At 65.4% G+C, this 17331-nt stretch carries 15 protein-coding genes; 7 read left to right on the forward strand and 8 right to left on the reverse strand.

Annotated features, from left to right (window positions below; translation table 11 throughout):
• Positions 1–258 precede the first annotated feature (258 nt).
• Entirely contained in the window at positions 259–1278 is a 1020-nt protein-coding gene (gene cobT, locus BSG19_RS01075) for a nicotinate-nucleotide--dimethylbenzimidazole phosphoribosyltransferase (RefSeq protein WP_092984053.1), read from the reverse strand.
• 178 nt (positions 1279–1456) lie between these two features.
• On the opposite strand from cobT, the gene BSG19_RS01080 reads away from it, so the two are divergent.
• Genes BSG19_RS01080 through BSG19_RS01090 form a run of 3 tightly spaced genes read left to right on the forward strand, consistent with a single transcriptional unit; the run spans position 1457 to position 3210 of the window.
• Positions 1457–2245: an adenosylcobinamide-GDP ribazoletransferase gene (locus tag BSG19_RS01080; RefSeq protein ID WP_092984055.1), complete on the forward strand. Its 789-nt coding sequence runs from the start codon at positions 1457–1459 to the stop codon at positions 2243–2245.
• Between the two features lie 39 nt (positions 2246–2284).
• Positions 2285–2515 carry a DUF1289 domain-containing protein gene (locus tag BSG19_RS01085; protein WP_092984057.1) on the forward strand — a complete coding sequence of 77 codons (231 nt, stop codon included), beginning with the start codon at positions 2285–2287 and terminating at the stop codon, positions 2513–2515.
• Positions 2512–3210 (forward strand): retropepsin-like aspartic protease family protein, encoded by a 699-nt coding sequence (locus BSG19_RS01090; protein WP_092934093.1) that lies wholly within the window; start codon positions 2512–2514, stop codon positions 3208–3210. Before BSG19_RS01085 ends, BSG19_RS01090 begins: the two co-directional genes overlap by 4 nt.
• Before the next feature lie 49 nt (positions 3211–3259).
• On the opposite strand, the gene BSG19_RS01095 is transcribed toward BSG19_RS01090, so the two are convergent.
• On the reverse strand, positions 3260–3877 hold the full coding sequence (locus tag BSG19_RS01095; protein ID WP_092984059.1) for a VC0807 family protein: 618 nt from the start codon (positions 3875–3877) through the stop codon (positions 3260–3262).
• Between the two features lie 33 nt (positions 3878–3910).
• Between BSG19_RS01095 and BSG19_RS01100 the strand changes: the two genes are divergently transcribed.
• Entirely contained in the window at positions 3911–4468 is a 558-nt protein-coding gene (locus BSG19_RS01100; RefSeq protein WP_210185375.1) for a TetR/AcrR family transcriptional regulator, read from the forward strand.
• Positions 4469–4537: 69 nt separating this feature from the next.
• On the opposite strand, the gene BSG19_RS01105 is transcribed toward BSG19_RS01100, so the two are convergent.
• The 4 genes from BSG19_RS01105 to BSG19_RS01120 form a co-directional block, all read right to left on the reverse strand.
• Complete coding sequence (locus BSG19_RS01105) at positions 4538–5299, reverse strand: ABC transporter permease (protein WP_092984061.1); 762 nt, start codon at positions 5297–5299, stop codon at positions 4538–4540.
• Complete coding sequence (locus tag BSG19_RS01110) at positions 5296–6222, reverse strand: ABC transporter ATP-binding protein (protein WP_092985459.1); 927 nt, start codon at positions 6220–6222, stop codon at positions 5296–5298. Before BSG19_RS01110 ends, BSG19_RS01105 begins: the two co-directional genes overlap by 4 nt.
• A gap of 81 nt (positions 6223–6303) precedes the next feature.
• Positions 6304–7125, reverse strand: coding sequence for a sulfite exporter TauE/SafE family protein (locus BSG19_RS01115; RefSeq protein WP_092984063.1), 822 nt, complete (start codon positions 7123–7125; stop codon positions 6304–6306).
• Positions 7126–7364: 239 nt separating this feature from the next.
• On the reverse strand, positions 7365–8570 hold the full coding sequence (locus BSG19_RS01120; RefSeq protein ID WP_092984065.1) for an extensin-like domain-containing protein: 1206 nt from the start codon (positions 8568–8570) through the stop codon (positions 7365–7367).
• A gap of 462 nt (positions 8571–9032) precedes the next feature.
• On the opposite strand from BSG19_RS01120, the gene BSG19_RS01125 reads away from it, so the two are divergent.
• Positions 9033–9269 (forward strand): hypothetical protein, encoded by a 237-nt coding sequence (locus BSG19_RS01125; RefSeq protein ID WP_092984067.1) that lies wholly within the window; start codon positions 9033–9035, stop codon positions 9267–9269.
• Positions 9270–9433: 164 nt separating this feature from the next.
• On the opposite strand, the gene BSG19_RS01130 is transcribed toward BSG19_RS01125, so the two are convergent.
• Positions 9434–11308, reverse strand: a complete 1875-nt coding sequence (locus BSG19_RS01130) for a methyl-accepting chemotaxis protein (RefSeq protein ID WP_092985461.1) — start codon at positions 11306–11308, stop codon at positions 9434–9436.
• Between the two features lie 413 nt (positions 11309–11721).
• On the opposite strand from BSG19_RS01130, the gene BSG19_RS01135 reads away from it, so the two are divergent.
• Positions 11722–12102: an acyl-CoA thioesterase gene (locus BSG19_RS01135; RefSeq protein ID WP_092985463.1), complete on the forward strand. Its 381-nt coding sequence runs from the start codon at positions 11722–11724 to the stop codon at positions 12100–12102.
• Between the two features lie 68 nt (positions 12103–12170).
• Here BSG19_RS01135 and BSG19_RS01140 read toward each other — a convergent pair whose 3' ends face one another.
• Positions 12171–13982, reverse strand: coding sequence for a methyl-accepting chemotaxis protein (locus tag BSG19_RS01140; protein ID WP_092984069.1), 1812 nt, complete (start codon positions 13980–13982; stop codon positions 12171–12173).
• 215 nt (positions 13983–14197) lie between these two features.
• Between BSG19_RS01140 and uvrB the strand changes: the two genes are divergently transcribed.
• Positions 14198–17320, forward strand: coding sequence for an excinuclease ABC subunit UvrB (uvrB, locus tag BSG19_RS01145; protein WP_092984071.1), 3123 nt, complete (start codon positions 14198–14200; stop codon positions 17318–17320).
• Positions 17321–17331: the final 11 nt, after the last annotated feature.

A 17331-nucleotide genomic window follows, 5' to 3' on the forward strand; every position in this document is an offset into this window, starting at 1 on the left:
CCTGCAGCCCCGAGAGGCTTATTCTTCAAAATCCAACCCGCAAAGCCCTATAACAGCCCCTCATCCGGCTGCCGCCACCTTCTCCCCGCACGCGGGGCGAAGGAACACGAGGCACCGCTTCCGCCTCATCTGAAAACATCACGCAGGGCAAGTCCCCTCTCCCCGCATGCGGGGAGAGGGCTAGGGTGAGGGGCAGCCACAACCGAGGCGTTCAGCCGCAGGCCGAAGAAGGCATCGAAAACGCCCTCGCCCGTCAAATCACTCCATCCGCCCGCTCACACCCGCCTGCTCGAACGTCGCCATGCCCGAATGGCACGCCGCAGCCGCCTTTACGATGCCGGCGGCAAGGGCCGCGCCCGTGCCCTCGCCAAGCCGCATGCCGAGTGCCAGCAGCGGTGTCTTGCCCAGTTGCTCGATGGCCGCCATGTGGCCCGGTTCGCCGGAGACGTGGCCGATCAGGCAGTGGTCGAGAGCGGCGGGATTGATCGCCCTGAGGATCGCGCCTGCGGCCGTGGCGACGTAGCCGTCGATGATCACGGGGATCTTCTGCATGCGGGCCGCAAGGATCGCGCCGGCCATGGCCGCCACTTCGCGCCCGCCGAGACGCCGCAGCACCTCCAGCGGATCGGACAGATGGTCGCCATGCAGCGTCATCGCCGCTTCCACCGCCGCGATCTTGCGCTCCAGCAGATCTCCGTGAGAGCCCGTGCCCGGCCCCACCCAGTCACGCGCCGAACCGCCGTAGAGCGCAAGGTTGATGGCGGCGGCGATGGTCGTGTTGCCGATACCCATCTCGCCGATGCAGAGCAGGTCCGTGCCGCCCGCGACCGCCTCCATGCCGAAGGCCATGGTGGCGGCGCAGTCGCGTTCCGTCAGCGCGGCCTCCTGCGTGATATCGCCGGTGGGGTAGTCGAGCGCGAGGTCGAACACCTTCAGCCCGAGATCGTTGGTCACGCAGATCTGGTTGATGGCGGCGCCGCCCGCCGCAAAGTTTTCCACCATCTGCGCCGTCACGGACGGTGGGTAAGGCGTGATACCCTGCTGGGCGACGCCGTGATTGCCGGCGAAGATCGCGACCAGCGGCCGCGTCACGGCCGGTGCGCGGCCCTGCCACGCCGCCAGCCAGAAGGCGATTTCCTCCAGCCGGCCGAGCGCGCCCGCCGGCTTCGTCAGTTGCGCATCCCGCGCGCGCGCCGCCGCAAGCGCCGCCGAATCAGGACCTGGCAACTGGCGAAGCAGCTCGCGAAAATCATCGAACGGAAGACCGCTGGCACTCATCTGGGATATCCTTTCGCTGGCCGCTCGGGCTGCCCGGCTCATACCCGGGCGAAGCGGCGACACGTCATCTTGTCTCGCGCCCTCTTAGAGCGCATGACGATCCCCGGCAACGGCTTATGCCGGATCGCCGCTACCGAACGGAACAGCGAGACCCGGAACCGGGGGAGCAAACCACGTCATGAACCCTGTCGCCGCCTTCCTCACCGACACGATGCGCGCCGTCGCCTTTCTCAGCCGCCTGCGCGTACCCGCGCGCTTCTTCGAAGGCGACGACGGTCGCATGGGCCGCACCGTTCGTGCCTTTCCCGTGGCCGGGCTGCTCATCACCCTGCCCGCAAGCCTCGTCTTCGCGCTGTCCCTCGCCCTCGATGCCGATCCGCTGCTTGCCGCCCTCCTCGCGCTCGGCGTGCAGACGCTCGTTACCGGTGCGCTCCACGAGGATGGTCTTGCGGACGCAGCCGACGGGCTCGGCGGCGGGCGCACGCGCGGTCATGCGCTCGACATCATGAAGGACAGCCGCGTCGGCACCTATGGCGTCATCGCGCTGGTCCTCACGCTTGCGCTGAGAGCCGTCGCCATTGCGGATCTCGCAGATCATCTCTCGACCGCCGGCTGCGCGCTGGCGCTCCTGGCCATCGCCGCGCTTAGCCGGGCGGGCATGGTCTGGCACTGGTCGCAACTCGCCCCGGCGCGGGAAACGGGCGTTGCCGCCGGCGCCGGCCAGCCACAGCCCGTTGCCGTCACCGTGGCGCTCGCCACCGGCGTGGTGCTCGCCGCGCTTCTCCTGCTGGCGGCAGGCGTCACGCTCGTGGCTGCCCTCATCGCCTTCGCCGCCTTTGCCGCCACGGTTCCGCTCTGGACACGATATGTCCGCGAGAGGATTTCGGGTCATACGGGCGACACAATCGGAGCCACACAACAACTGGCGGAAACGGCCCTTCTCGTCGCCCTTGCGATCTTCGCCTGAGGCACCGATATAGACACATCATTCCCACGCGGATCTTTTATGGAAACACCCTGTACCTCCGTCTGCTCCATCGATGCCGCCACCGGCTACTGTCGCGGCTGCGGGCGCACGGGCGACGAGATCGCGACATGGACGCTCTTCAGCGACCGCGAACGCCGGCACATCATGACCGGCCTGCACACGCGCATGCGTTCACTGGATGCCTCGTCACGTCTGGAAACGCGGAGCGCCCGCGTCGACCGTATCGCCCGGGAGCGCACGAAACGATGAACAGGCTGACCGTTGCGCTCGGCATTCTCGGCCTGGGGCTCGTCCTTCTGCTTTTCAATCACGATAGCGGCCGCACGCTGGGCCTCGGCAATGACAGCTTCGCGAGCCTCGTCGGCATGACGGCGCTTCTCACGGTCTTTGCGGCCGGCATCTGGCGCAGCCGGAATTTGAGCGAAAGCGTCCGGCAGTTCGCCCTGTGGGTGCTGATCTTCCTCGCCGTCGTCACCGCCTATCTCTACCGTGGCGAACTGGAATCCTACTGGGCGCGCCTCTCCGGCGGCCTCATGCCCGGCCGCGCCGCCGTCTTCACCGACAATGAAGGCTATCAGGAAGTGGTCCTGCACAAGGTCATGAACGGCCATTTCGAGGCAAACGTCGCCATCAACGGCGCGAGCGTCCAGATGCTCGTGGATACCGGCGCCAGCACCATCGCCCTCTCCTATGCCGACGCGAAAAGCCTCGGTCTGGAGCCCGACAGCCTCGCCTACACCCAGCGCCTGATGACCGCCAACGGCGAAGCCCGAGGCGCCCCCGTCACCCTTTCCGAAGTCGCCATCGGCCCCATCGTCCGCAATGACGTCCGCGCCACCGTCGCCGAAGACGGCAAGCTCGACCAGAGCCTGCTGGGCATGAGCTTCCTCTCCACGCTCGACATGATGCAGATGAAGACGGACGAGCTGCGGCTGAGGGATTAGTGAACGTGGCGAGCCGGCAATCGCTGGCTGCGGTTTGCGGTTACAGGCTTCAAACGCCGCTCTCGCTGCGCCGCACGAGGCGTCGATACCAGACGGTCCAGAGGCCAAGGACGGCCATGCAACCATAGGTGATGAACGGGCTGACAATCATGTAGTCATGGATATTGAGGGCGAACACGAGCGCTGAGGCCGCAGCCGCGGCGGAGAGCAGACTGCAACCCCACACGACCGTCATGACCGTCATCACGCGCCGGAAGCGTGGCGTGTCGCGCCGCGCCTCGAAAGCGGAGACCTTATCGGGCGACGAGCGGACGAGCCGAGCGTGGGCGAGCTGGTAGATCAGCGGCCGCCCGATCACGGCAGAGCCGAGAAATGCCAGCCCGATTACGGCCGATACGAGATTTTCCCGCAGGAGAAGAAAGCGCGCCGAGCCGCCGCCAAGAAGAGCGAGCAGCGAGAGTGCAATACCGGCAAGGACCAGCATCGAAAGCGCGTCGATCCTTCGGCGGTAGACAAGCTGAGCGATAGACCACAGCAAAGGCGGAACTGACGATGCCACCAATGCGGCGACATCGCCGGCCTGGGGTGAAACACGGTCATATATCAGAAGGGGCACCGCGAAATTGATGCAGATATCGGCAAGAATACCCAAAAAACGTCTGGCCATGCCTGTCTCCAATGTTTACAGTGTAAGCATAGAGTGGAAGGTAACGGTGTCAACATCGAAAAGCGTTATCATCACGGCGATCTTCGCGCGGCCCTGATCGAGGTCGGATTACGTCTGCTCGCGGAACGCGATGTCGAGGGCGTTTCGCTGCGTGAGATGGCGCGCGAGGTCGGGGTTACCGCGACCTCGGTGTACCGGCATTTCCCGGACAAGGCAGCCTTGATGACCACGCTGTCAGCAGAGGGGCTGGCTCGGCTCGCTGCCACGCAAAACGAGGCAGCCAAGGGAATTGGGGACAGCAAGGCGCTCTTTGCCGCGACCGGCAGAGCCTATGTGCGCTTCGCGCTTTCCAATCCGGCCCTCTTCCGCATGATCTTCTCCGCGCCGGCCCGTTCCCGCGCGACAGGAGAAGCGGAAGCGCTGCGGATGTTACGCGCAAACGCCGCTGCATCCATGGGTGCCTTGCCCGACCGGGACGCCGTCGAGGTGGCAGCCCTGCGCTCATGGTCTCTCGTCCATGGTCTCTCGATGTTGATGCTCGACGGTCAACTTCCTTCCGACGACCGGCTGATTGAAGCCCTTGTTACGTAACCGATGGTTTGCAAACAGACCTTTGCCCGGGGAACCGTTATGCCGCCGGGCGACCGACTGCCTACCCCGCTAATTCCGCAACCGATACCCCGTCCGAAAGATCCAGACCAGCACACCCATCAGCACGGCCAGAAACCCGATGATGATGCCGAAGCTCACCAGCGGGCTGACTTCGGAGATCTCGAAGAACGACCAGCGGAAGCCGGAGATGAGGTAGAGCACCGGGTTGGCGTGGCTGACCGCCTGCCAGAAGGGCGGCAGCATGGAGACGGAATAGAAGCTGCCGCCGAGGAAGACCAGCGGCGGAATGACCAGCATCGGGATGAGGTTCAGCTGCTCGAAGTCCTTCGCCCAGATGCCGATGAGGAAGCCGAACAGCGAGAACGTCACCGCCGTCAGCACGAAGAACACCAGCATGACGAACGGATGCGCGATGCTCAGATCCACGAAGAGCGAGGCCGTGGCGAGGATGATCAGCCCGACCAGCATTCCCTTGGTCGCCGCCGCCCCGACATAGCCCAGCACGATCTCGGTCATGGAGATCGGCGAGGACAGGATCTCGTAGATCGTGCCGGTGAATTTCGGGAAGTAGATGCCGAACGAGCCGTTGCCGATGCACTGCGTCAGCAGCGTCAGCATGATCAGGCCGGGGGTGATGAAGGCGCCGTATGACACGCCGTCGATCTCCTGGATGCGCGAGCCCACCGCCGCGCCGAAGACGATGAAATAGAGCGAGGTGGAAATGACCGGCGACACCACGCTTTGCAGCAGCGTGCGCCGCGTGCGCGCCATTTCGAACAGGTAGATCGCCTTGACCGCTTCGACATTCATGCCCGCTTCTCCACCAGTTCCACGAAAATATCCTCGAGCGTGCTCTGTCGCGTCGAGATGTCCTTGATCCGCAGGCCGGATTCCGCAACGGCCGCCAGCAGCGTGGTAATGCCCGTGCGCCCGCCAGAGGCGTCGTAGTCGTAGATCAGCCGCCCGCCGCCGTCCTCCAGCTTCAGCTGATAGGGCTCGAGCCCCGGCGGCAGGGCTGTCACTGGCTCGGCCAGCTCGATGCGCAGCTGCTTGCGGCCGAGCGTCTTCATCAGCGCGCTCTTCTCCTCGATCAGCAGGATCTCGCCGCCATTGATCACGCCCACCCGGTCGGCGATCTCCTCGGCCTCCTCGATGTAGTGGGTCGTCAGAATGATCGTCACGCCATCTTCGCGCAGCGCCTGAACCACCTTCCACATGTCCTTGCGAAGGTTGACGTCCACGCCCGCCGTCGGCTCGTCCAGAAACAGGATGCGCGGTTCGTGGGAGAGCGCCTTGGCGATCAGCACCCGCCGCTTCATGCCGCCGGAAAGCTCCCGCAGCATGTTGTCCTTCTTGTCCCAGAGCGACAGGTCGCGCAGCACCTTTTCGATATGGGCGGGGTTGGCCTTCTTCCCGTGCAGCCCGCGCGAGAAGGACACCGTGTTCCACACCGTCTCGAACTGGTCGGTCGTCAGCTCCTGCGGCACGAGCCCGATGATCGACCGCGTCGCGCGAAAGTCCTTCACCACGTCATGGCCGTTCACCAGCACCGTGCCGGAACTCGGATTGACGATGCCGCAGATGATGGAGATCAGCGTCGTCTTCCCCGCGCCGTTCGGCCCGAGCAGCGCCAGAATCTCCCCCTCCGCGATGTCAAGGCTGACACCCTTCAGCGCCTGAAACCCGGACCCGTAGGTCTTGACGAGATTGGAAACGGAGACGATGGGCGCCATGAAGATCATCCGGAGTGAGGGGGACGGGATGCCTTATATGGCATCGGCGCGCCAAAAGTCACCCGACGTCCTCAGCCGGTCTCAAACCAGCGCGTTGATGAAAAACTGGATGGCGTTCAACAGCAGAAACACCCCGAACCCGATTTCCAGATGCCGGCGGCTCAGTGCATGGGCGGCGCGCACGCCGAGCGGCGCGGTCACGAGCGTCACCGGAATGACCAGCGCCACCGCCAGCCAGTTGACGAAGCCGGTCGAAAAAGCCGGCAGCCCCGCATCGCCCCACCCCGCCCAGACATAGCCGATGAGCCCCGGCACCGAGATCAGCGCGCCGAGCCCGGCCGATGTCGCCACCGCCTGATGGATCGAGCGGCCGTAGACCGTCATGAAGATGTTGTTGAGCACGCCGCCGCCGATACCCATCAGCCCCGAGAGAAGGCCGATCGCCATGCCCACCAGCCAGCGCAGCGGGTTTCCGGGCAAATCGGTGCCAAGCCGCCAGCTGTCGCGGTTGAAGAACATCCGCAGCGCCATGAGCAGCGACATCACCGAAAACACCGCCATCAGCACCGTGCCGGAGACATAAGCCGCGATGACCGATGCCAGCAGCGTTCCCACCGGCACCGCCACGATCCATCCTCTCAGCAGCGCCATATCCACCGCCCCGCGCTTGCGGTGCGCGAGAAACGAGCGGATCGCCGTGGGAACGATGATCGCAAGCGACGTGCCCAGCGCCAGATGCATCCGCACGGCATCGCCGACGCCGATAGCGTGGAAGGTGTAGAAGAAGACCGGCACGAGGATCGCACCGCCGCCGATGCCGAAGAGACCCGCCAGCATGCCGGCGAAAGCGCCCGCGACGCCGAGCACCAGCGCGAAGAACAGAAGATCGATCAGCGGAGGCATGAAAAAGCTTTCGAAGGCACGGGAGATGCACCATTGGACGGCGCGGGAAGAAGCCCCCTCCACCTGTCATCAATCCGTCGCCGGAATCAATCATTTTCCCCTGGCACACGGTGCGGCCTCACCGCCTCGCCTCGTGGTTTGCACCGGTCGGCTGGCAGTCCCCTCCCGCGCGGTTTTTTGAAGGCCGGCTCCCGGCTGAAAACGGGAGACCGGCCGTTTTTTTCACGTCAGGATCGTCTTCAGGTGCAATGCCGGTAGCCGGATTTGCGATTGCGCAGGTCGAAGTGGAAATGATCCTTGTGGAACGGATCGCTGCCCGGTCCGAGCACCGTATTGAAATATTTGCAGCTGTCCTGCCGTACCGCCTTCAGCAGGCCCTTTTCCCGGAAAGCGAAGAAGCCGGGCTTGCGCACGTCGATTTCCTTGCCGTTCTTCAGCACGAATTTGCCCACGTCGATGGCATTGCCGTGCGCATGCTCTGACATGGCCGCACCCCGGCGCGAGTTCATCGTCCGGCAGGAATAGCCGCCGAGCGGCTTGATGGTGCCGATACCGGTCAGATACCGGTAGCGGGCAGACGGTGCGAGTTCGTTCTTCACCCACAGCGCGAAGGCTTCCGTCACCTCGCAGTTCAGCTTCACCGCCGGCTTGACCTTGATGTCGCCGGAAAGCCCCGAAAGCTGGATCGGATAGTCGATGCCGCAGGATGGGCCGTTGGAAATGCGCGGCACGTCGGTAAAGCTCACGCCGAGCTTCGTCAGCCGCTTGCGGCAGGCGATCTCGGATGCCGGCATCTGCCCGCTGAAATCCGGTTCGGAAACGGAATCGACGGGATTTCCGGCGCGCGGCAGAAAGGCCACCTGCTCCTCGCGGGCCTTATCCCGCCGCTGGATCATCACCCGCTGTTCCTGCTCCAGAAACTGCGCCTTGCGCCGCGCCTCCATCTCCATCCGCTCGGGCGTCAGCGGCGGCAGGTCCGGGTCGCCCTCGGGCGATGCGGCCTCTGCTGGCGCAGCCCCGCCACGCGCCGGAACCGAGAGCACATGCACGCTGTTGGTCCCGATGCCGTCCACCAAAACCGGCCCCGCCGGGATGGTTTGCCCGCTCGGCTGTCCCACTTGCCCTACAGTTCCACCATGAATGTCGCGGCTCTGCTCTTCCGCCAGCCCCACCACCGGCGCGGCCGTCACCATGCGGTCGATATCGACACCCTCTTCCGGGATCGGCGACATCGCGGCCTGCCCCGCCTTTGACATTGGCTCTTCCCGAACGGGATAGCTCGCCACGCGCTCTTGAGACACTGGCCGAGACACCGGCGAAACGCCGCTCATGCGCGCGGGCGGCTCCAGAACGTCGGTCGAACACGCCGCCAGCGCGAGCATCAGCCCGAGCGAGAGCATCGGCCGGCCGGAAAAGGATCTGTCGGGAGATGAGGACGTCGCCATGCCGGTTGTCGCCTTTCGAACGGAGCCGTTTCCCGGACGCGGCCGGAGCAAGGCACGCACGAGTTTCGATGGGCCGGGCCGCCCGCAAGAACCGGAGCGGCTATCTGCCCTGCCGAAACATGCATGGCCTCTTCGGTCATTTCCGGGCACGCGCAGCGGCCGGCAGCCCATCGTCCAAGTTTACGTCGGCATGGTGAATGAAAGGTTACCTTCGTGCGGAATCGGACCGCCCGCAGCCGTTTACTCCGGCCGGGAAAACGGCTAGCATCGGGCTTCGGCGAGCGCTCGCGCATCGCCGGTCTGGACGCAGGACGTCCGCATCCCGAGGGGGCTCGGGCAGAATCGCAGACCACAGACAGGACCTGACAAGAGCGCTCGCATTCTTGCGTCTCTGCGAAGGAAACCGGCGCATGATGGTGGAAGAGGCCCTTTGAGGAAAGGGCCCGAGGGAGAGGGCCAGCCATGGAAAATCGTGTATCGACCGCGTCGAACGACAATCCTGATGCCGCTCCCGATGCCGGCATGGCGGTCAGCGTCGTTGCCGACCGCGACGAGTGGAACGTCGTGATCGTGGAGAACGGCGTCGAACGCCTGCAGTCCTTCGTCCAGTACGACTGGGCCCTCAGCTACGCCCGCGGCCAGCGCCTCCGTCTGGGCCTGCCCGCCCTTGCGCACGCGTCGATACCCGCTCAGGCATAGTCGACCGATCGTTCGCGCGGGCCTCCGGCACGGACACCGCCCCGTGCCTTCATCGTCTCCGAAGGTCGGGAGCGAGAATGCCCCGCTCCACGTCCTGCCCGCCGGCGTCCGGGGATTACCTCACCTCGCCCTGAGCCGGAAACCGGCCCGGGCTATATCTTCCCTCAGGCCGCCCGCGCAATCCGGCGCGAAAAGCCGCCGGCCCCATACCGGCCTGCATCGGTCCGGCCTGCATCGGATCCCAGCCGGAACTGCTCCACCAGCGCCATCAGTGCGTAGGCTTCCGTTGCCAGCTCGCCGCTTGCCGCAGTCGTCTCGGCCACCATCGCGGCGTTCTGCTGGGTCATCTGGTCCATCTGGTTGACCGAGGTGTTCACTTCGCCCAGCGCCGAGGACTGGTCGCTGCTGGCCGTGGCGATGACCTCCACATGGTCGCTGATCACGGAGATCTTGGCGCTGATCGCCGCGAGCACGGCGCCCGCGTCCTTCACGAGGCTGGAACCCGCCCCGACTTCGCCCGTCGAGGTGTCGATCAGCCGCTTGATCTGCCGCGCCGCTTCGGCGGAGCGCTGGGCGAGTTCACGCACCTCCTGCGCCACGACAGCAAAGCCCTTGCCCGCATCGCCGGCCCGCGCCGCCTCGATGCCGGCGTTCAGCGCCAGCAAGTTCGTCTGGAAGGCGATATCGTCGATGACCTCGATGATCTGCTCGATCTCGCGCGATGCCGTTTCGATCCGGCCCATCGCCGAGATGGCGCTGGCAACGACCTGGCTGGAATCGTCGGCACTCTTCTTGGTCTCGCGAACGACGCCGTTCACCTCCGCTGCGCGGCTCGCCGACGACCGCACCGTCACGGTGATCTCCTCGACGGCGGCTGCGGTCTCCTCCAGCGAGGCGGCCTGCGCCTCGGTGCGGCGGGACAGATCGTCGGCCGAAACGTGCAGCCGCTGGCCGTTGCCCTGAATGGCCACGACACTGGCGCGGATGCCGCCGAGCGTCTCGTCGAGCCGCGCGATCGAGCCGTTGAAGTCCTGCCGGAGCTTTTCCAGCCGTCCGGTGAACGGCGTGTCGATGGTCTGCGTCAGGTCACCCTGGGCGAGCCGGTCAAGACCGGCGCCGAGCGCCGTCACGGCGCGCTCGATCTCGGCCTCCGTGCCACGCCGCTCGCTGTCGCGCGCCGCGCGCTCCTCGTCCGTCAGCAGGCGCTGCGTCGCGGCGTCATCCTCCATCTGCCGGCGTGCCAGAGCATTCTCGCGGAAAACGGCCAGCGCCCGGGCGATATCGCCGAATTCGTCTGCGCGCTCGGCATAGGGAACATGAGTGTCGAGGTCGCCCTGCGAAATCGCCTGGACGGATCCGGTCAGGATCGCCATCGGACGCATCGTCCGCCGGATCGCAACCGTCGCGACGATGCCCATCAGCACGAGCACGCCCGCGCCCGTCAGCAGCGAGAGGACCAGCAGTTCGTTGATCTCGGCGAAGTAGACCTCCATGGGAATGCCGATGAAGATCGCTCCGACGACGGCCCCGCTGGCCGCCGTCACAGGCACGTACCCGGTCATGAAATCGCGCCCGAACAGCACGGCCTCGCCGAAATAGGCCTCGCCCCGGGCCAGCGCCGCCTGCGCGGGATGCGTCGCGGCAAGCTTGGTGCCCACGGCGCGCGCGCCCGTTTCGGTCTTCACATTGGTGGAGATGCGGACGTAGTCGCCGCCCTGCCTGGCAAACATCGTGGCAACGCCGCCAATGGTCTGCGCGGTCCGGTCCACGAGATCGTGGGTCGTGATCGCGGGCATGCTCTCGGCCGTGACGCTGGCAAGCTGCCCGTCCTTCAGGTTCACGGCAACGCCGGCCGTCGTTGCCGAATACAGGATCGCCATGGCGCGGCTTGCGCTGCGCGCATCGAGATCGGCATTGGCCATGACATGCCCGCTCAGCCGCACGTTCATGGCCGCAACCAGCGCGGCGAGACCGAGAAAGACGAGGGTCAGCGTGATAGCAACATTGCGCGCTACGACGGACAGGGAAAATCGGCGCATGCGTGCTCCTTGAAAGTTTGAAACCGGTAACGTCTGGAAAACCGGGGAGGCCTGGAAAATCGGAACAATCCGGATAACCGTCTGCGCGGCATCATCGCGGCAGAGCCGGCCGAAGCCGACCCACCGCAGAAAAGCCCGCATCGGCAGATCGCGAAACGTTAAACAACTGTGACGGGAGACCCTTTAACAAAAGGCTTAATTCCAACCCCATTTGTGGGCTTGATGCCACAATTCCGGGATGCATTCGCCACATGATGGCCTTGAAGGTCAATTTTCGTACAGGAAGACCCCGCAGGGGAATGACGCCGGCCTGCAACGGCGTTACACAGGATGCCACGCGCACCACCGGCCGTGCATCATTCCGGAGCGCCCACGATTCCGGCGCGCAGGCGCTGAAGCAGACGGAGAATGCCATGGCGAGCCCCAGCGGTGAACTGACCTTGCGAACCCTTGCCATGCCGGCCGATGCCAATGCCGCGGGCGATATCTTCGGCGGCTGGGTCATGGCCCAGATGGACCTGTCCTGCGGCATCCGCGCCGCCGAGCGGGCCCGTGGCCGCGTCGTCACCGCCGCCGTGCGCGAAATGGCGTTCGCCCTGCCGGTCAAGATCGGCGATACGCTCTGCATCTACACCGACATCGCCGCCGTCGGCCGCACGTCGATCACCCTGAAGGTCGAGGCCTGGGCCCAGCGCTATCTGTCGGACCGGATGGAGAAGGTCACGGACGCCACCTTCGTCATGGTCGCGCTCGATGCCGATGGCCATCCCACGCCCGTCCCCGGCGAACGCTGACCGCCGCTCATGAAAAAGGCGCCGCTCTCGCGACGCCCTTTCCCGATGCAACAAGACGTTCGCCTGCTTCAGGCGGCCCGCCGTATCTGCCTTTGCCCGTCGCCGCTCAGGCGGAACGTCTGCAGCAGGTCCTTCAGCGTCCGGCTTTCCTGCGCCAGCGTCTGGCTCGCCGCCGTGGTTTCCTCCACCATCGCCGCGTTCTGCTGCGTCATCTGGTCCATGCTGTTGACGGCGACGTTGACCTCCTGAAGGCCCGTCGCCTGCTCCCGCGCGGCCGTGGCGATGGAAGCGACATGGTCGTTGACGCGGTTGACCAGCGTTTCGATCTCCAGCAGCGCGTCGCCCGTCGAGCGGACGAGGGCCACGCCGTTTTCGACCTCGCCGGTCGAGCTGCGGATCAGTTCCTTGATCTCCTTGGCCGCCTGTGCGGAACGCTGGGCGAGTTCGCGCACCTCCTGCGCCACCACCGCGAAGCCGCGACCGGCTTCCCCGGCGCGCGCCGCTTCCACGCCGGCATTCAGCGCCAGCAGGTTGGTCTGGAACGCGATCTCGTCGATCACGCCGATGATCTGGCCGATGCGGGCCGAGGAGCCTTCGATCCGGCTCATGGCCTCGATGGCGCTGCGCACGATCGCGCCGGATTTCGCCGCGCTCGATTTCGTCTCCGCCACCATGCTGCGCGCCTCGCCTGCCCGCTCGGACGCGTTGCGCACCGTGGACGTGATCTGGTCGAGCGCCGCCGCCGTCTCCTCCAGCGCTGCCGCCTGCTGCTCGGTGCGGCGCGAAAGGTTGCCGGCCGCTTCCGAAATGTCGCCGGCATTTTCATGCACCACGTCGGTGGAGCGCGCGATGGCCTGCACCGCTCCGGCGAGTGCGGCCACGGCCTGGTTGAAGTCGTCGCGCAGCTTGACGTATTCCGGCGAGATCCGGTCGATCTCCGCCGTCAGGTCGCCGCCCGCCAGCGCTTCCAGCGCCTCGCCGACGGTGGCCATGGCCTCCGCCTGCTCCTGTGCGTGGCGCAGGGTGCGGGCCTCGTTACCGCGACGCTCGCTGTCGATCTCGCTTTGCTGCTCCGCTTCGCGGACGCGCATGGCGATCCGGTCGGACACGCTGTCGCGCAGGACGCTAAGGGCGCTGGCCATCTGGCCGATTTCGTCGCCACGGTCGGTTTCCGGCACAGGCGCGGACACGTCTTCCCTCGAGATCGCCAGCATCGCGCGTCTCAGCCGCTCGACAGGGCCGACGACGCTGCGCACCACAGCCAGTGCTACGCCTAGAATGAGCAGGCCAGCGACAAACAGGATCTCCATCAGCTCGATCAGGCTGCTGCGGAACATCGCCGCGAGATCGTCCGCATAGACGCCGTTGCCGACAATCCAGCCCCAGGGCTGGAAACCGGCCACATGCGAATATTTCAGCACAGGCCCGTCCACGCCGGGTTTCGGCCAGTAGTAATCGACATAGCCCTGCCCGCTCGCCTTCACCACGTTGACGAACTCGACGAACATCTTCTTGCCGTTCGCGTCCGTCGTATTGCTGTTATCCTTGCCGTTCATTTCGGGCTTCAGCGGATGCATGATCATGCGGCTCTGCATGTCGATGACGAAGAGATAGCCACTGTTTTCATAGCGCATCGCTTTGACAGCCTCGAGCGCCGCCGCTTGCGCCTGGGCTTGCGTCATCGTTCCCGCCGTCTCCAGGCCATGATAGTAGGCGAAGATGCCCACTGCGGTCTGGTCGATCGACGAAAGCATGGTCTTGCGCCCGTCCACAAGACGTTCGTTGGATTCGAACAGCGCGAACGTCATGGCCCCCGCCATGATCAGCAGCGCCATTGCGACGAGCGCATAGAGCCGCACGGAAATGCGAAATTGTTTCATGAAAATGTTCCCCAAACATCAGTATTGCCTAAAATCTCATAAAACTGTTTCTAATGCCTTATCTCTTCGCTGATAAGTTGCAGGGTCCATGGATTTCGGTCTCGCAGTGTCTCCGCGTCCGGCGCAAGGTCAGGGTGAGGCGTTTGATGACCGCCCCGTACACGATGTGTTCTTCTCCCCTTCACTTTCGCCCAGACTCTCTCCATATTTCCGGCATGGCCAGATCTCCGAAGAAAACAGCAGCCTCCCCGCGTGAAACATCCGGGTTCGAGGAAGCAGCGCAGGCGCCGTTCGAAGGCGCGCCCCTGTCGAATCCCTTGTCCGGTTCCGTCGCCGACTGGGTGAAGCAGCTCGAGGCGGAGGCCGAGGCCTCCTCGCACGAGAGCCGCCGCGACGTCGCCTCGAAAGCCGGCAAGCACCGCAAGCAGGTCGAGATCGCCGCGGCGAAAGCCAAGGCGAAGCCGGTCGAGCCCGCGCTGTCCACCAAGGCGCCGAAGGCCTCGAAGTCCGCGCGCGGCACCTCCATGGGCGCCGCCACCGATCCGAAGTCCCGCGCCGCCGCCGGCCTGCCCGCCGTTTCCGGCATGGATATCTCGCTGGAGGAGTCCGCCACCCTCGCCCCCGGCGCCGTCACCGCCACGGTGGATGCGCTGGCGAGCCTGATCGAGAGCGGCAATCCGCTCTTCAAGGACGGCAAGATGTGGACGCCGCACCGTCCCGCCCGCCCGTCGAAGTCCGAAGGCGGCATCAGCATCGAGATGGTCAGCGAGTACCAGCCCGCCGGCGACCAGCCCACCGCCATCAAGGACCTCGTGGAGGGCCTCAACAGCGGCGAGCGCTCCCAGGTCCTGCTCGGCGTCACCGGCTCGGGCAAGACCTTCACCATGGCCAAGGTGATCGAGGCCACCCAGCGCCCCGCCGTCATCCTCGCGCCCAACAAGACGCTGGCGGCCCAGCTCTATTCGGAGTTCAAGAACTTCTTCCCCAACAATGCGGTGGAGTATTTCGTCTCCTATTACGACTACTACCAGCCGGAAGCCTATGTGCCGCGCTCCGATACCTTCATCGAGAAGGAAAGCTCGATCAACGAGCAGATCGACCGCATGCGCCACTCCGCCACGCGCTCGCTGCTGGAGCGCGACGACGTCATCATCGTCGCCTCGGTCTCCTGCATCTACGGTATCGGCTCGGTGGAAACCTACACCGCCATGGCGTTCCAGATGTCGGTCGGCGACCGTCTTGACCAGCGCCAGCTCCTCGCCGATCTCGTCGCCCAGCAGTACAAGCGCCGCGACATGGATTTCCAGCGCGGCAGTTTTCGCGTGCGCGGCGATACGATCGAGCTCTTCCCCGCCCACCTTGAAGATGCCGCCTGGCGCATCTCCATGTTCGGCGACGAGATCGATGCCATTACCGAGTTCGACCCGCTGACCGGCAACAAGACCGGCGACCTGAAATCGGTCAAGATCTACGCCAACAGCCACTATGTCACGCCGCGCCCGACGCTGAACGCCGCCATCAAGTCCATCAAGGAGGAGCTGAAGCTCCGCCTCGCGGAACTCGAAAAGGCCGGCCGCCTGCTGGAAGCCCAGCGGCTGGAGCAGCGCACGCGCTACGACATCGAAATGCTGGAGGCCACCGGCTCCTGCGCCGGCATCGAGAACTATTCCCGCTACCTCACCGGCCGCCGCCCGGGCGAGCCGCCACCGACCCTGTTCGAATACATCCCCGACAATGCCCTCCTGTTCATCGACGAGAGCCACGTTTCCGTCAGCCAGATCGGCGGCATGTACCGGGGCGACTTCCGGCGAAAGGCGACGCTGGCCGAATACGGCTTCCGCCTGCCCTCCTGCATGGACAATCGCCCGCTCCGCTTCGAGGAATGGGACGCCATGCGCCCCAACACCATCGCCGTCTCCGCAACGCCGGGCGCGTGGGAGATGGACCAGTCCGGCGGCGTCTTCGCCGAGCAGGTCATCCGCCCCACGGGCCTCATCGATCCCCCGGTCGAGGTGCGCCCCGCCAAGAGCCAGGTGGACGACGTGCTGGGCGAGATCCGCGACACCGCCGCCAAGGGCTATCGCACGCTCTGCACCGTGCTGACCAAGCGCATGGCGGAAGACCTCACCGAATACCTGCACGAGCAGGGCATCCGCGTGCGCTACATGCACTCCGACATCGACACGCTGGAGCGCATCGAGATCATCCGCGACCTGCGTCTCGGCGCATTCGACGTGCTGGTGGGCATCAACCTGCTGCGCGAAGGTCTCGACATTCCCGAATGCGGCTTCGTCGCCATTCTCGATGCCGACAAGGAAGGCTTCCTCCGCTCGGAAACCTCCCTCGTCCAGACCATCGGCCGCGCCGCCCGAAACGTCGACGGCAAGGTCGTGCTCTACGCCGACAAGGTCACCGGCTCCATGCAGCGCGCCATGGACGAGACCTCCCGCCGCCGCGAAAAGCAGATGGCCTATAACGAGGCCCACGGCATCACCCCGGAATCCGTCAAGGCGAAGATCTCCGACATTCTCGACTCGGTCTACGAGCGCGACCACGTCCGCGCCGATATCGCAGGTGCCTCCGGTAAAGGCTTCGCCTCCGGCGGACACATGGTCGGCAACAACCTCGCCGCCCATCTCGAAGCGCTCGAAAAACAGATGCGCAACGCCGCCACCGACCTCGACTTCGAAACCGCCGCCCGCCTCCGCGACGAGATCAAACGCCTCAAGGCCACCGAACTCGCCACCATGGACGACCCGATGGCGCGACAGGAGGCCCGCGCTCAGGAAGGCGGAAGCAAGGCCGACCAGAAGGCTGCCAAGGCCCGCGATGCCGCCAAGGCGCAGGAAGTCGCCACAGGCAAATCGAAAACCGCGCGAAAAGGAGAGACAACCGCAGACGAGGACTCGGAAAGCGCCGAAGGCGCCCTCCCTTCTCCCCGCAAGCGGGGAGCCGACACCCCGGAAGAAAGCGCCCAAAGGGCGGATGAGGGGCAACCCCAACCACAGCCCGCAACCTCCCTCTTCCGCCAAAATTCCCTCGACAATATGGGCCCCGGCACCGACACCGAGCGCCCCCTTTTCCGCCGCAACGACCTCGACGAAATGACCGTCGGCCGCACCGAAAAACCCGTCCCCGGCGCCCTCCCCGTCAAACCCGACGCGGCAAAGTCCACCAAGCGGTTCTCCCCGCTAACCGAAGGCTTGCCGGAGCGGGCCACCGACGACCCCCGCCCGCTGGTCAGGGCGAAATCAGGTGTCGGCAGCTACGAGGATGCGGGGGATGTGAAGCGGCAGAAGGGCCGGACCAAGGGGAAGACGGGGCGGCCGGGTCGGTGAGGTGAGGTGTT

It is taken from the genome of Rhizobium sp. NFR03 (genome assembly GCF_900111275.1).
Classification (GTDB): domain Bacteria; phylum Pseudomonadota; class Alphaproteobacteria; order Rhizobiales; family Rhizobiaceae; genus Ferranicluibacter.